Raw genomic sequence first — 12,731 nt, forward strand, 5'->3', positions numbered from 1 at the left:
GATGAACGCGCCCGCCCAAATCGCCGCCGAGGAAGGCATCCCCGCGGTCATCGAAGGCGAGCCGCTCAAGGGCCGCCACGTGCTGATCGTGGTCGAGAATCTCCCCCTGCCCTTCGACCGGCGGGTGTGGCAGGAGGCGCGGACGCTGAAGGCGGCAGGCGCGCATGTCTCGATCATTTGCCCCACCGGCAAGGGTTACGAGAGCCGCTTCGAAATTATCGAAGGCATCGAGATCCACCGCCACCCGCTGCCGCTGGAAGCCAAGGGCGCGATCGGCTTCCTCGCCGAATATGGCGCGGCTCTGTTCTGGGAGACGGTGCTGGCCTGGCGCATCCACAGGAAGCGCCGGATCGACGTAATCCAGGGCTGCAACCCGCCCGATCTGATCTTCCTTGTCGCCCTGCCGTTCAAGCTGTTTGGCGTGCGCTACATCTTCGATCATCACGACATCAATCCCGAGCTTTACGAAGCAAAATTCAACAAGCGCGGGTTCTTCTGGTGGCTGATGGTGCTGTTCGAGAAGCTGACCTTCAAGGCCGCAGATGTCTCGATCGCCACCAACCATTCCTACCGCACAATCGCAATCGAGCGCGGCGGCATGGCGCCTGAGCGCGTGCATGTCGTGCGCTCCGGCCCTGACCTCTCCAAGCTCAAGCGCGTCCCCCCGGTGGAGCGCTGGAAGAACGGCCGTGCGCACATGGTCGGCTATGTCGGCGTCATGGGCGAGCAGGAGGGGATCGATCTGCTGATCGACGCGGTCGAGCATCTGGTGCGCGTCATGCACCGCGAGGATATCCAGTTCGTCCTCGTCGGCGGCGGTCCGGCGCTGGCGGAATTGCAGGCGCTCACCCAGACGCGCGGTCTGTCGGATTTCATCACCTTCACCGGCCGCGCGCCCGATCAGGAATTGTTCGAGGTGCTCTCGACCATGGACCTCGGCGTCAACCCCGACCGGGTCAACGCGATGAACGACAAGTCGACCATGAACAAGATCATGGAATACATGAGCCCAATCGATCACCGATTATCCGCTGCGTAACCAGACCATACTTGCCTTTGGGGCGCTGGCCTTGCTGCTCCTTGCGCGAATTGCGGCTGATCAAAGGAGAGCAGGGCGATGATTGCGCGGCTCATCTGGTTTGCCGGAATGCTCGGATTGGCAGTGCTGACGACGCTCCTGCAGATCGACCGGCAGTCCGACCTTACGCCATCGCTGGCGTCGCTCGTCCCTGCGCCGCTGCGCAGCGAAGCTCAGGTACAGATCGCTGCCGGTGCGGTCGAGGGCACGGACAGTCAACGCGGTCTCGAGGAAGCGAGAAGGCTTGTCATGAAACGCCCGGTGCCGGCCGAGCACCTCACTCTGCTGGCAATGGCGCAGACCAAGGCCGGAGAACTTGAACAGGCCGGAGTGACAATCCAGATCGCCGGGCAAAGAGGCTGGCGCGAGCCGCTGGCGCAAGAAGCGGTGCTGCGGATTGCACTGCAAGCAGGTGACAAGGCCGAGGCCGCCCGCCGCTATGCCGCTCTTTTTCTGCGTTCAGCGACGCCGGACGATCTGCTGCGCGAACTTGGGCCCACCGTGCTCGACGAACCCGACGGCCCGGGTCAGAGCACACTGGTTGACATCATCAGCGGAACGGACCGCTGGAATGCCACCTTCCTGCGACGGGGTGCGCGGGTGATGCCAACTACGGCCTTCGCCGATATTGCTGCAGCCACGCTAAAACGTGGGGCGCGTTACGATTGCGCAGTGCTTGAACAGTCCATCAAGGAAGCGGAGCGAAGCGAGCCCGCCGCAGCGCAACGCTTGCGAGACGCTGCCATCGGTCTTTGCCCCAAGCTCAAATCATAACGGATAGTGCCAACCGGCTCACGTGGGCAGGCATTACTCCTTCGCCCTGACAAGCGCGGGATGTTCGAATGCGCTTGCATAAAGCAGGCTGGCTTCTCGCGTGAAGTGACTGTCGTCCACGATCAGAGGCGTTCCGCTCTTACCGAAATAGCGACATTGCGGAGCGCACTGAATACGCAGCAACGAGACATAGTCGGCCCCGGTCTCTGCGGCGATCCCGGCCATCTGGCGGTCGAGATCGGCTTGCGACAATGCCCGCAGCGACTCCGCTAGCGCAGTACCTTGCCCCCTCTCATGCGACAGCGCGAGCAAGCGCGGGACGAATTGCGACCATTGTGCTGGGGGGCCTACCAGCAGCACCGCCTGCCCCTTTTCCCGCATCGCCAGCAACAGGCTGCGCAGAGCCGGCATATCGCTGTCCTCCCACCGCGCGGCAAGAACAAGCAGATCCGATGGGCGTTGCGCCATGTAATCGTTTAGCGCCCAGCGCATCAACTTCGGGCAGAACGGATAGCGACTGACCGTATTGTACTCCAGCGCCGGACGACAACCGGCAGCCGTCACCTGGCTAACCGCGCTGCCGCGAAAACTATCATGCAGACCCGGCCAAAGGTTGGCGGCCTGACTGTCGCCAACTAGTAGGACATGGCTGCGACCATCCGCATCCTCCAGGCAGGTGCTTTCGTCAAATTGCTGACTGCGGTGATGGATGAAGCAGCGGCCCGAACGGAACAGATCATCCAGCGGCGCGTCGAGACCCGCAGCGATGCTCAGGCCGCGTTCGGAAAAACGTTGCGGCAATCCGGCTGTTTGCGTCAGCACCACTGCGACGCCCACCAGTCCGATCGTGGCCAAGCCACTCCCTAGTAGCAAGCGTCGCACCGCGACAGCAGGGCGCCGAAAGGGCTCCTCAATGAATTTCCAGCTGACCACGGCAAGGACAAGACTGACAAGAGCGGCCACGATCTGAAGCGCAGGATCAAGCGCGCCAGCGGGCAGGCCCAGCAACAGCAGGACAATCACGGGCCAGTGCCACAGGTAAAGCGAATAGGAGATTCTTCCGATGAAGCGGGCCGGTGCGGTCTCCAGAATCTGCCCCATCCATGATGTGCCGTGCGAACCGGCCGCAATGATCGCAGCAGCGCCGACACAGGGGATGGCGGCGCGCCAACCGGGAAAGGGGGTGCCGGTGTCGAAGGCAATCACGGCATAGAGGATCATGGCCACACCGGTAAACGCCAATGCCTCACGGACGGCTCGCATCCCGAGAAATGGCAATGGCACGATCGCCACCAAGACCCCCAGCAGGAACTCCCAAAGTCGTGGTGGCAGCATGTAGAAGCTTGTGACGGGATCAAGCATCAACGAAGCTGTAGCTGACGCCAAGCCCAGCACTCCAATCCCGAACCACAATCCCAGCCGCCCGAGCCTGATCAACCCAAGAACGATCAGGGGCAAAACAAGGTAGAACTGCCCCTCCACCCCGAGCGTCCACATATGCAGCAGGACTTCATGATCGCTTTCGGCGTAGGCACCGCGATTGATCCAGAAGTGGATATTGGCCGCAAACAGCGCCGAAAATCCGAGGCTCGTGCTGTAGCCCGCCAGTTCGCCCGGCAGCAGCAGTATAGCCGCGGCAAGGCTCACGACCGCAAGTATCGCGACCATCACCGGCACGATCCGGCGCACCCGGCGAACGAGGTAATCCGCCAACCGAAAATGGCCCGCGACCGCTTCGCGCACCACAATGCCGCCGATCAGAAAGCCGGAAATGACGAAGAAGACATCGACCCCGACAAAGCCGCCGCTCGCAGTGTCGATTCCGAGGTGGAACAGCAGCACCGCGATCACCGCTACTGCACGCAGGCCTTCTATGTCGGGCCTGTGATGGCGAACAGGCTCCGGCGCGCCCGCGAAGGTCATGCAGGTCTCAAAGCGTGCGGATGATGCCGGAGAAGTCAGTCTCGGCGTTGTCACTGACGAAGGCTTCATAGATCGCGCGGGCATGGTCGCCCAATTCCACCTTGGCGCCTGCCGCCTGCGCCGCTTCCATCGCCAGCTTTAGGTCCTTCAGCATCAGCCCGGCGGCGAACCCGCCCTGATAATCATTGTCTGCGGGGGTCTTCGGACCAACGCCAGGGACCGGGCAATAGGACGTCATCGACCAGTTCTGGCCGCTTGAGACGCTGGAAATGTCGTAGAACGTCTGCGGGTCGAGACCGAGCTTCTGCGCCATGGCAAAGGCCTCGCAGGTGCCGATCATGTGGATCGCCAGCAGCATATTGTTGCAGATCTTGGCCGCCTGCCCGTTGCCCGCCGCGCCCGCATGGATCACCGCCTTGCCCATGCATTCGAGGATAGGCCGGGCGCGGGCGAAGGCTTGGTCGCTGCCGCCGACCATGAAGGTCAGCGTGCCGCCCGCCGCCGCCGCGATCCCGCCAGACACGGGGGCATCGACCATCTGGTAGCCATGCGCCTCGGTCACCTCGATCACTTCGCGCGCGGTGGCAACGTCGATCGTCGAGCAATCGAGCAGGATCGCGCCTTCAGGCGCGTGGCCGATGACATCGTCCCAATAGACCCGTTTCACGATCTGGCCGTTGGGCAGCATCGAGACGACCGCTTCTGCACCCGCGCAGGCTTCCCTGGCGGTGGCGAAGGTGGTGCACCCCGCCTCGCGCGCGGCGGCAAGTGCGGGTTCGGAAAGGTCGAAAGCGCGGACTTCGTGTCCTGCCTTCACAAGGTTTGCGGCCATCCCACCGCCCATATTGCCGAGCCCGATAAAGGCGATTTTCATTCTGGCTTCCTCACTTCCCGACGAGACCATGTGCCAAGAGCTGCTGCGAGCAAGGCAAATGCAGAGCAAATCACGACGCGGTTCAAAAGCAGCTCCAAAAAATTGCTCCCGCCGAACGGAGGCAGGGGCTTGAGTGCCACACTTGTGATCAAGCCGACTGTCGTTCCCGCAAGGGTCGCAATCAAGACCTTTGGTCGACCGGTGCGCGCAAGAGTAGCCGCCACCACGGCTCCGAGCATAACGATGACGACGAACTCGACGATCACGGGCCTAGCGCCCCTTCCACTGCCCTTCGCGCTTCTCGATGAAGGCGGCCATTCCCTCGGCCTTGTCCTCGCTCGCAGTCAGGATCTGGAAGATCCGGCGCTCGACGATCAGGCCCTGATCGAGGGTCATTTCGAAAGCCGAGTTGACCATCTCCTTGTTGGCGATGGTCGCCATCGGCGGCATCGCGGCGATGGTCGCGGCAGTCTTGAGGCTTTCGGCGATCAGTTCCTCATGCGGCACCACGCGGGCCACCAGATTGCTGCGCTCCGCTTCTTCTGCGCCCATCATCCGCCCGGTGAGGCACATTTCCATCGACTTCGACTTGCCGATCGCCCGCGTCAGCCGCTGCGATCCGCCCATGCCGGGGGCCACGCCAAGCTTGATCTCGGGCTGGCCGAACTTTGCCTTGTCGGACGCGATGATGAAATCCGCCATCATCGCCAGCTCGCACCCGCCGCCCAGCGCGAAGCCGTTCACGGCGGCGATCCAGGGCTTCCTCGTCTTCTTGACGATCTCGGAGGTCCAGGGGGCGAAGAAATCGTCGAGATAGAAATCCGCCGCCGGTTTCTCGCTCATCTCCTTGATGTCGGCGCCCGCCGCGAAGGCCTTGTCGCCGCTGCCCGTCAGGATCGCGCAAAGCTGCGAGCCGTCCGCCTGATAGGCAGCAAAAGCCTCGATCAGCTCCGAAAGAACCTGCGAATTCAATGCATTCAGTGCCTGCGGACGGTTGATGGTGAGCAGCGTGACACCCTTCGTGCCGCGCGCATCCATTTCGACGGTGATGGTTTCGTAAGTCATAAGGGTTTCCATTCCTCATCGGCGGGCAGGGGCGCGAAGATGCTGTCGAGCAATTCCTCGCTCACCTCTTCGGGCGTGGCCGGGTCCCACTTGGGATCATTGGTCTTGTCGACGATCACCGCGCGCACGCCCTCGGCAAAATCCGGGCGGGTCAGCACGCGGCTGGCGATGCGGTATTCCATACGCATGTTGTCGGCGAAATCGGTCAGTTGCGCACTCTCGGCGAGCTGGCGAAGCGCAACCTTGCAGGTCTGGGGACTCTTGGTGCCGAGCGTGTCACGTTCCTTCATGGCCCAGTCGTCCCCCGCCTCGGCGGCGGCTTCAAGGCTGGCGAGAATGTCCTCGTAACGCTCGGAGGCGAAATGCTTGGCGATCTTGTCGGCATTGGCTTCGATCCGCGCCTTGGGCGGGGTGCCGACGGGTTCGCTGAGGATCCCTGAAATACGATCGGGATGGTCATGGATGCGCGCCTTGATATCCTCCAGCATCTCATGCGGCACGTAATGCGTCGCAAGCCCCGTCCAGAGGCACTCCGCCCCATCAAGCCGCGCCCCCGTCAGCGCGAGAAACTGCCCGAGCCTGCGTCCCAGCCGGGAGAGATACCAGCCGCCGCCAACATCGGGGAACAGGCCGATGCCGGTTTCGGGCATGGCAAAGCGGGTGTTCTCGGTTGCCACGCGATACTTCGCGGGCTGGCTGATGCCCACGCCGCCGCCCATCGTGATGCCATCCATGAAAGCCACGATCGGCTTGGCATAGGTGAACATCTGGTGGTTCAGCTGATATTCGTCGTGGAAGAACTTCCGACCGGACACGCCGCCATCATGCAGCGCCGAATTGCGCAGGAAGGCAATGTCGCCCCCGGCACAGAAGCCGCGCCCCTCGGCATGATCGAGGATCACCGCCTTGATGCTGTCGTCATTCGCCCATTCGGTCAGCGCCGCGCTCATCGCATGGCACATCTCCAGGGTCAGCGCATGCAGCGCCTTGGGCCGGTTGAGGCTGATATGGCCGATGGGGCCTTGAGTAGCGATCAGGACATCGTCGGTCATTTTATTCCCCTCGCGCGGCGCTCACTGGCGCAGAAGGTCCCGGCCCACGACCATACGCATGATCTGGTTGGTGCCTTCAAGGATCGAATGCACCCTGAGGTCACGCCAGAAGCGTTCGATCGGGTAGTCCTGCAAGTAGCCGTAGCCGCCGAACAATTGCAGCGCGCGGTCTACAATCGCGCTGCCGTTATCGGTCGCCAGCCGCTTGGCCATCGCGGAAAAGCGCGTCTTGTCGGGCGCGTTGTCGGTCACCTTCGCTGCTGCAAGGTAAAGCAGCGCGCGCGCCGCTTCGAGATCGGTTGCCATGTCGGCGAGCATGAACTGGGTGTTCTGGAACTCGGCCACCGCCTGGCCGAACTGCTTGCGATCCTTGGTGTACTGAATCGCTTCGTCGAGGCACCTTTGCGCCCCGCCCAGCGAGCAGGCGCCGATGTTGAGCCGTCCGCCATCCAGTCCCATCATCGCAATGCGGAAGCCCTCACCCTCGCCGCCGACGAGGTTCTCCACCGGCACACGCACGTCTTCGAGGATCAGCTGCGCGGTCGGCTGCGAATGCCAGCCGAGCTTCTTCTCGTTGGCGCCGAAGCTGACGCCGGGCATGTCCTTTTCGATCACCATGCAGGAAATGCCCTTCGGCCCGTCCTCACCGGTGCGGACCATCACGGTGTAAATCTCGTTCGCGCCCGCGCCGGAGATGAACTGCTTGGTGCCGTTGACGACGAAGTGATCGCCGTCCCGCCGCGCCGTGGTGCGCAGGGCGCTGGCGTCCGATCCGCTCGAAGGTTCGGTCAGGCAGTAGCTGGCGATCTTTTCCATGGTGACGAGATCGGGGAGATACTTGGCCTTCACCGCCTCTCCGCCAAAACGGTCGATCATCCAGGCGGCCATGTTGTGGATCGAGATGAAGGCGCTGGTGGAAGGGCAGCCATAGGCCATCGCTTCCATGATCAGCGCCGCCTCAAGGCGGCCCAGCCCGATCCCGCCTGATTGTTCCGAGACATAGATCGCGCCGAAGCCCAGCTCGGCGCTTTCCTTGATGATGTCGCGCGGGAAGATGTGCCTTTCGTCCCACTCGGCAGCGTTGGGGGTGATGCGGTCGGCGGTGAAACGCTGCGCGACCTCGCGGATCGCCAGTTGATCGTCGGTGAGTTGGAATTGTCCGTGCATAGCCAAGGCCTCTAACCGGGTTGGCGGGGTTAGAAAAGGCTGGCGCACACGGCGGGCTTGCGGTTTTTTGCTAGGCGAGGGCGGATTGGTGCAACCCATCCGGCCTCGGCATGCGTAAACCATGACATGCCCAGCGCCCCGCCCCGCCTGATTCTCGTCTACAACGCCGACAGCGGCTGGCAGAACGCGGTCAAGGACGCGGCGTGGAAGGTGGTTCGGCCAGCGACTTACCCCTGCTCGCTATGCGCGCTGACCTATGGCTGGGTGGCGATGCATGGGCGCTGGCGGCGGTTTCTGGATGGGTTGGCGATGGCCAAGGTGTTCCACCACAAGGATGATTTCGCAGCGGCCTTTCCGCAGATGGAGGTCGCTCTGCCGGCGATCCTGCTGGCCGAAGCTGGCGGAGCGCCGCGTGTCCTGGTGAGCGCGGCGGAGCTTGACGCGCTGGCCGATCTCCACGCCCTGATCGCGTTGGTCGAGGCGCGATTGGCAGGGCCTCAGTAAACGACCATCGGGGCAAGTTCGAAACGGCAGTCGTCGAGCTTGCCCACTTCCAACGCCTTGGCAAAGGCTTCGGCTGACGGGGCAAGACGGCGGATCAGGATCACGCCCTTGGTGGTCGGCGAATAGACCACGAAATCGCGGCCAAAGCGCCCGGGATCACCCGTCCTGAATGCAGTCACAGGCCCGTTCTCGCCCACTCCCGGTTGCAGGCCTACGCTGACCGATTTGCCCGTCCCCCGGATTGTGGCGAAGTTGTTGGTGCTGGCATCGAAGAACGAGAGCGATTGATAGTCGTCCCACCGGGCCATCGTCACCTCAAGCCGGGGCGCACCGCTGCCGCCCCCTTCGGGCGTGGTCAGGTCATAGCGGCACAGCGCGTAATACAGATCGGGCGACGATCGCACCACCTGCTGGCTCTGCGGCGTTACCCGTTCGGGCGTGGTGAAGGCATGGAGCGCCACGCCGCGCGCCGCCAGCGCGTCCATCGCGCGGGCCATGATGAACGAGGGGGCGAAATATAGTGTCAGTGCATGACCTGCAACAGCGCAGGCCATCAGTACAGCGAGCGGGCCGATCCAGCGCTTCATCCGCCATCCTCCCCTTCACAGCCCAGCCGGGTAACCGACGGCGGTTCGAGCACCGCCGCCGGATCGGCAAGCAGCGCGGGTTCGGGCATGTAAAGCCGCAGAGTCAGATCGAAGGTTCCAGCGTTGCGGCTGGAAATCCAGTGCGCAGCATCGGCGGGTCGTTCGGAAGCAATCACGGCCTGCCATGCCCCGGGACCGGTCCGGCCCGCATCGATGCTGAGCGCGCCGTCGGTATTGCCTGGCAACATGCTGCGCGCATCATAAAGCGTGACTGACCACCACCCGGCCGGAATAGAGCCGCCCCCGATGCGATAGCGGCAAGCCTCACGCAAGGGTTGCCCGTCATCATCGACGAAGCGAGTGAAGTAGACGGCCTCGGTCTTGGCCAGTGCCAGCAGGCCATGGCGGGCAACGCGGGCGCGGGTATAGGGATCGGCAGCTTCGGAACCGACTGCGAAATCGCTGCGCCAGCCCGCCACATCGACGTTCCCGAAAGCAAGACTGCGCCCTTCAGGCCATAGGCCCGCCATCCACAGGGAGCTAGCGAGCCCGAGCGAGAGGCCCATGACGGCAGCGACAAAATAGACGAGTGTGCGCCGCATCAGCCGCGGATCACCGCTTCGGCCTCGATCTCCACCCGCCATTCAGGCCGGGCCAGCCACGCGACCCCGGCCATGGTAGAAGCCGGACGGCCGGCGCCGAAGAACCGGGCATGAACCGCGCCAACCGCATCCTGATCGGCAGGGTCGGTCAACAGCATCCGGGTGCGCACCAAATCGGCTGCGCTGCCGCCCAATTCCTCGATTGCCGCGATGATGATCGCGCAGCACCGTTCGGCCTGCTCCCCGGCGCCGCCCGGCGTGGTCGAACCATCAGGCTCGATCGGGCCGGTGCCAGCAACGATGATCCGCTGGCCCACTCTGATCGCGCGGGCAAAACCGAAAGCTGCCTCGTACGGTGAACCCGAGGTCGCCCTGTGTCGTTCACTCATCCGCAGGTAATCTCGGCGATCATCATAGCCTCATCATAGCGGACGTTCACGCGATCCTGCCGGTAATCCATTGTCCAGGCGGCGTTCGGCGGGCCCCAGCGCAGGGTGCGCGCCCCGCTTTCCCGAAGGATTGCGACACCGATCGTCTGCGTCGCTTGCTGGCCGATATGACTGCGGGCCGCATCGGCATTGCAGAGCATCACACCGCTCTCTCCGGGCGTGGCGCCCGGATCAGGTGCGGTCTCAACGGCGGCCGTGACACAACTGGCAAGGCCCAAGGACGCCAGCATCACTGCGATTGTTTTCATGCCATCCCCTCGCAATTGTGCGTGGGGAAGCTATCAGCCACGGCACGGAATGAGAAGCATCAACCGCGCCTTCAAGCTGCCCTTGCAGCCTTTGCGCTCAAGCCGGATGCTGCAGCACGCTGCGCCAGTTCATCAGCCGGCAGCGGGCGGCTGACGAAATAGCCCTGCGCATAATCGCAGCCGATACGCCGCAGGAAGGCGAGACATTCGGCCTCCTCGATCCCTTCGGCAACAACCTTGAGACCAAGCTCGTGCGCCAGTTGCACAGTCGAGCGCACCAGCATCGCATCGCCCTTGTCTACGTGGGCATTGCTGACGAACATCCGGTCAATCTTCAACTCGGACAGCGGCAATAGCTTGAGGTAGTTCATGGCCGATTGTCCGGTGCCGTAATCGTCCATAGAGATGCGAATACCCGCAGCCCGGAACCGTTCGAGACTGGCGATGGCCTGATTCACGTCCTCGAAATTCGCGCTTTCGGTCACTTCGAAGGTCAACAGATGGGCCGGAACATCGGCCCGCGCCACCAAGGCCAAAGCGCGGCTGGCGAAACGGTCAGAGCTCAGGAGCGTGGCCGAAATGTTCACCGCAGCGCTGATCACAAGCCCGTTGTCGCTCCATAGCCGCATGTCCTCTAGCGCACGGGCAAGAACACCAATCGTCAAGTCGTCGATCCGTCCGGCTTCCTCGATCAGCGGGATAAAGCTGTCGGGCGGCAAGGGGCCGCGCACCGGATGATGCCAACGCACCAGCGCCTCGACGGCATCGATCCGATCATTCGCAAGATTGAGCTTAGGCTGATAGACGACACCAATATGTCCTTCGCGAAGGGCATCGTCGAGCTCCCCCAGCAGCGAAAACTGCGCTGAGGCGAGTTCGCCTTCGCCCGCTTCGTGCAGACGCCAGGGCTTACCCGACCGCTTGGCGAGGCTGGCAGCGTGCACGGCATTCGCGGCAGCATCCACACCGCCGGCAGACGCAACCCCAAAAGTGAGCGAAATGCCGAGCCTGCGCCCTGCGATTTCGAAGGGGCTGCGCATCACCGCCCTGAGGCCCGCCAACAAGGGTTCGAGTTCATCCAGCCCCAGCGCTGTCGACCACACCAGCGTCCGCGGGTCGACACGATAGACGGTCATGGCATTGCCCGTCACCTGTAGCCGGTCGACCAAGCGGCGCATCAGGTCGCCGCGATGCGCCTGATCGACCGCGAGGTTGAGAGCATCGAAATCGTCAATCTGGGCGGCAACGAAATGCCGGTGTTCCGGAGTAGGGTCCCACTCTTCGAGCGCGAGCTTGTTGGGCAAGCCGCTTTCCTCGTCGATCCGGCGCCTGTGTTCGGCCGCACGATAGGTGAGCACAACGAGGCGCAACATCGCCATCATCGCCAGCAGCGCCAGCGCCGGCATGATCTGGAACCACATGTCGGCATAAAAACGCGCGATCATCATGACGATCATCACGCCCCCGGCCGCAAGCCCAAACCGCAGCACGACCTGCCCACGCTGACCCGCCGCGCCAATCACGAGCGCCAATAGCGTCGCAATGATCAGCGGGACTTGCCAGCCGCCATGGATAGGCACCCCATCCATCAAGGTCTCGGCGGCCAATGCCTGCACCACAACGCCGGGGATCACGCCATGGCCCGGCACCGGATAGCGATCGCCCAGTTCGACCGCAGTCGCACCCACGATTACGTCCTTGCCCTTGAGGCTTCCGGGCGGGATGACGCCGTTCTCGATGGCGATAAAGCTGTGACGCGGGATCGAAGCGGGATCGATCGCGTAGTCGACCTGAAAACTATCGCCGACCGCGCCCGATTGCCCCGAGACGAAAGCCGCAAGCGAGGGGCGGGGCGTGCCATCAGTCCGCGTACCGAGCGGGAGCTGCCGCAAGAACCCGTCCGGATCGGGAATGACCGATACTGAGGCCAGATGCGCATGTTCCCGCAAGGGTGCGATCGGGAGAGAGTCAAGCTGACGAACGTCGCGAGACCCGGCGTTCTGATGAAAGGTCGCAAGCGCCACCGGCGCACGCATCGCACCGATCGCCTTGGCAAAGGCCGCATCGCCCGCACTGTCGGCCCTGCTCGAAAAGTCGACGTCGAAACTGACCGAACGTACCCCAGCCATGTCAAGCTGGGCGATCATCCGGGCATAGTGATCGCGCGGCCAAGGCCAGCGCTGGATCGCCGCCATACTGGCAGCATCCATCTCGACTATATGCACCTGCCCGCTGGCGGGTCGGCTGAAGAGGCTGAAAGACAACTCTTCAAACCGGCTATCGGCAGCGCGGAAGCCACCCGTGCTGGCCGCGATGACGACCAGCAGCACGAGCGCACCGAGCATGATGAGCCTGACGCGAAGGCCGTCGGCCATCAACGAGGCCGCCGCAACCGCGGAGGAGGCGCG

Annotated in this window: 14 protein-coding genes; 3 read left to right on the forward strand and 11 right to left on the reverse strand. The window is 63.3% G+C overall.

Going from position 1 to position 12,731, the window contains the following annotated elements; genetic code table 11:
* Position 1: 1 nt before the first annotated feature.
* Together CHX26_RS00295 and CHX26_RS00300 are read left to right on the forward strand one after the other, a co-directional pair.
* Positions 2 to 1,039 (forward strand): glycosyltransferase family 4 protein, encoded by a 1,038-nt coding sequence (locus tag CHX26_RS00295; RefSeq protein WP_233997209.1) that lies wholly within the window; start codon positions 2 to 4, stop codon positions 1,037 to 1,039.
* Positions 1,040 to 1,117: 78 nt separating this feature from the next.
* Positions 1,118 to 1,852 (forward strand): hypothetical protein, encoded by a 735-nt coding sequence (locus CHX26_RS00300; protein ID WP_104940648.1) that lies wholly within the window; start codon positions 1,118 to 1,120, stop codon positions 1,850 to 1,852.
* Positions 1,853 to 1,885: 33 nt separating this feature from the next.
* Here the strand turns inward: CHX26_RS00300 and CHX26_RS00305 are convergent, their stop codons facing one another.
* The 6 genes from CHX26_RS00305 to CHX26_RS00325 are packed head-to-tail and all read right to left on the reverse strand — an operon-like array spanning position 1,886 to position 7,933.
* A complete protein-coding gene (locus tag CHX26_RS00305) occupies positions 1,886 to 3,775 on the reverse strand; it encodes an acyltransferase family protein (RefSeq protein WP_172449620.1) in 1,890 nt (629 codons plus the stop codon).
* Positions 3,776 to 3,782: 7 nt separating this feature from the next.
* Complete coding sequence (mmsB, locus tag CHX26_RS00310) at positions 3,783 to 4,649, reverse strand: 3-hydroxyisobutyrate dehydrogenase (RefSeq protein WP_104940650.1); 867 nt, start codon at positions 4,647 to 4,649, stop codon at positions 3,783 to 3,785.
* On the reverse strand, positions 4,646 to 4,915 hold the full coding sequence (locus CHX26_RS15525) for a hypothetical protein (protein ID WP_146107601.1): 270 nt from the start codon (positions 4,913 to 4,915) through the stop codon (positions 4,646 to 4,648). The genes mmsB and CHX26_RS15525 overlap by 4 nt, the downstream gene beginning before the upstream one ends.
* Before the next feature lie 4 nt (positions 4,916 to 4,919).
* Positions 4,920 to 5,714: an enoyl-CoA hydratase-related protein gene (locus CHX26_RS00315; protein WP_104940651.1), complete on the reverse strand. Its 795-nt coding sequence runs from the start codon at positions 5,712 to 5,714 to the stop codon at positions 4,920 to 4,922.
* Positions 5,711 to 6,766 carry an enoyl-CoA hydratase/isomerase family protein gene (locus tag CHX26_RS00320; RefSeq protein ID WP_104940652.1) on the reverse strand — a complete coding sequence of 352 codons (1,056 nt, stop codon included), beginning with the start codon at positions 6,764 to 6,766 and terminating at the stop codon, positions 5,711 to 5,713. The genes CHX26_RS00315 and CHX26_RS00320 overlap by 4 nt, the downstream gene beginning before the upstream one ends.
* 21 nt (positions 6,767 to 6,787) lie before the next feature.
* Positions 6,788 to 7,933: an acyl-CoA dehydrogenase family protein gene (locus CHX26_RS00325; RefSeq protein ID WP_104940653.1), complete on the reverse strand. Its 1,146-nt coding sequence runs from the start codon at positions 7,931 to 7,933 to the stop codon at positions 6,788 to 6,790.
* A 126-nt stretch (positions 7,934 to 8,059) separates the two neighbouring features.
* On the opposite strand from CHX26_RS00325, the gene CHX26_RS00330 reads away from it, so the two are divergent.
* Entirely contained in the window at positions 8,060 to 8,437 is a 378-nt protein-coding gene (locus CHX26_RS00330; RefSeq protein WP_104940654.1) for a hypothetical protein, read from the forward strand.
* Here CHX26_RS00330 and CHX26_RS00335 read toward each other — a convergent pair.
* From CHX26_RS00335 to CHX26_RS00355, 5 genes are all read right to left on the reverse strand, one after another.
* Positions 8,431 to 9,024 (reverse strand): DUF1254 domain-containing protein, encoded by a 594-nt coding sequence (locus CHX26_RS00335; protein WP_104940655.1) that lies wholly within the window; start codon positions 9,022 to 9,024, stop codon positions 8,431 to 8,433. The genes CHX26_RS00330 and CHX26_RS00335 overlap by 7 nt on opposite strands.
* Positions 9,021 to 9,626: a DUF1214 domain-containing protein gene (locus CHX26_RS00340; RefSeq protein WP_104940656.1), complete on the reverse strand. Its 606-nt coding sequence runs from the start codon at positions 9,624 to 9,626 to the stop codon at positions 9,021 to 9,023. The genes CHX26_RS00335 and CHX26_RS00340 overlap by 4 nt, the downstream gene beginning before the upstream one ends.
* Positions 9,626 to 10,015, reverse strand: a complete 390-nt coding sequence (locus CHX26_RS00345; RefSeq protein WP_104940657.1) for a RidA family protein — start codon at positions 10,013 to 10,015, stop codon at positions 9,626 to 9,628. The genes CHX26_RS00340 and CHX26_RS00345 overlap by 1 nt, the downstream gene beginning before the upstream one ends.
* On the reverse strand, positions 10,012 to 10,323 hold the full coding sequence (locus CHX26_RS00350) for an I78 family peptidase inhibitor (protein ID WP_172449621.1): 312 nt from the start codon (positions 10,321 to 10,323) through the stop codon (positions 10,012 to 10,014). The genes CHX26_RS00345 and CHX26_RS00350 overlap by 4 nt, the downstream gene beginning before the upstream one ends.
* Before the next feature lie 71 nt (positions 10,324 to 10,394).
* Positions 10,395 to 12,698 carry an EAL domain-containing protein gene (locus CHX26_RS00355; protein WP_104940658.1) on the reverse strand — a complete coding sequence of 768 codons (2,304 nt, stop codon included), beginning with the start codon at positions 12,696 to 12,698 and terminating at the stop codon, positions 10,395 to 10,397.
* Positions 12,699 to 12,731 lie beyond the last annotated feature (33 nt).

This window comes from Porphyrobacter sp. HT-58-2, from assembly GCF_002952215.1.
GTDB lineage: Bacteria > Pseudomonadota > Alphaproteobacteria > Sphingomonadales > Sphingomonadaceae > Erythrobacter.

What these genes read in the sequence shown, in the direction of transcription:
- CHX26_RS00295 (WP_233997209.1), top strand. Translation starts at nt 2, where the DNA reads ATGAACGCGCCCGCCCAAATCGCCGCCGAGGAAGGCATCCCCGCGGTC.
- CHX26_RS00300 (WP_104940648.1), top strand. Translation starts at nt 1,118, where the DNA reads ATGATTGCGCGGCTCATCTGGTTTGCCGGAATGCTCGGATTGGCAGTG.
- CHX26_RS00305 (WP_172449620.1), bottom strand. Translation starts at nt 3,775, where the DNA reads ATGACCTTCGCGGGCGCGCCGGAGCCTGTTCGCCATCACAGGCCCGAC.
- mmsB (WP_104940650.1), bottom strand. Translation starts at nt 4,649, where the DNA reads ATGAAAATCGCCTTTATCGGGCTCGGCAATATGGGCGGTGGGATGGCC.
- CHX26_RS00315 (WP_104940651.1), bottom strand. Translation starts at nt 5,714, where the DNA reads ATGACTTACGAAACCATCACCGTCGAAATGGATGCGCGCGGCACGAAG.
- CHX26_RS00320 (WP_104940652.1), bottom strand. Translation starts at nt 6,766, where the DNA reads ATGACCGACGATGTCCTGATCGCTACTCAAGGCCCCATCGGCCATATC.
- CHX26_RS00325 (WP_104940653.1), bottom strand. Translation starts at nt 7,933, where the DNA reads ATGCACGGACAATTCCAACTCACCGACGATCAACTGGCGATCCGCGAG.
- CHX26_RS00330 (WP_104940654.1), top strand. Translation starts at nt 8,060, where the DNA reads ATGCCCAGCGCCCCGCCCCGCCTGATTCTCGTCTACAACGCCGACAGC.
- CHX26_RS00335 (WP_104940655.1), bottom strand. Translation starts at nt 9,024, where the DNA reads ATGAAGCGCTGGATCGGCCCGCTCGCTGTACTGATGGCCTGCGCTGTT.
- CHX26_RS00340 (WP_104940656.1), bottom strand. Translation starts at nt 9,626, where the DNA reads ATGCGGCGCACACTCGTCTATTTTGTCGCTGCCGTCATGGGCCTCTCG.
- CHX26_RS00345 (WP_104940657.1), bottom strand. Translation starts at nt 10,015, where the DNA reads ATGAGTGAACGACACAGGGCGACCTCGGGTTCACCGTACGAGGCAGCT.
- CHX26_RS00350 (WP_172449621.1), bottom strand. Translation starts at nt 10,323, where the DNA reads ATGAAAACAATCGCAGTGATGCTGGCGTCCTTGGGCCTTGCCAGTTGT.
- CHX26_RS00355 (WP_104940658.1), bottom strand. Translation starts at nt 12,698, where the DNA reads ATGGCCGACGGCCTTCGCGTCAGGCTCATCATGCTCGGTGCGCTCGTG.